The following is a 739-nucleotide window of genomic DNA, read 5'->3' as shown; positions in this document are numbered from 1 at the left end:
CTCGTTCAATTAAGCTATTTAAAAAGCGCTCGGCTTGTTCGGCGGTAATGCCTGTCATGGCGATACCTAGGTCGCCGTCATTGAGCCTCGCGTAAACGAAGCGTGAGAGTGCATTGTTGAATAGTTCGCGTAGCTCGTTCACGACTAGGTCCGCCGTTTCAATTCCGAAGCGATCTTGCAGCTCATCTAATTGATCTATCGACATGATGGCGATAAATGCTTCGCGGCCTTGCTTGTCGGCTTGCTTGAGGAGAGCCCCTGCTTGCTCATTGAATGCGCGCTTATTTGGTAGGCCACTTGAGTAGTCATGCATGGCCATATGGTGCATGGTTTTGGAGAACTCCATGTTCTCGATGTTGTGCATGACTCGGCAATGAAACTCTTCATGGCTGAACGGCTTTTTCAAAAAGTCGTTCGCACCGTTTTTGATGAATTTTGCGGAGAGCGAGTTATCTCCGTCCGCAGAAAGCCCGATGATGACTAAGTCGTTCTTATCAACTTGTTTGCGAATTTGTCTGACCAGATCAAAGCCATTCATTCGGGGCATGTTGTAATCGGTAATGAGTATTTGTATCTCGGTGTCTTGCTCAAGCATTTGCAGGGCCGTATCGCCGTCATCGGCCTGAGCGACATCATAGAGTTGGCTCTGTAGAAGGTTGCAAATGTGTTTGCGAGAGGTACTCGAGTCGTCAGCAACAAGTATTTTGATCTCTTTGTTGCGATGCAATCGATTCAGCAG

At 47.9% G+C, this 739-nt stretch carries 1 protein-coding gene; it reads right to left on the bottom strand.

Going from position 1 to position 739, the window contains the following annotated elements:
• The coding region (locus A3750_RS16445; protein WP_156498659.1) for a response regulator at positions 1 to 739 on the bottom strand (739 nt) is incomplete at both ends.

The organism is Oleiphilus sp. HI0079 (genome assembly GCF_001635105.1).
The sequence above is the reverse complement of the archived record's forward strand: the minus strand, read 5'-3'. Positions and strand labels throughout refer to the sequence as shown.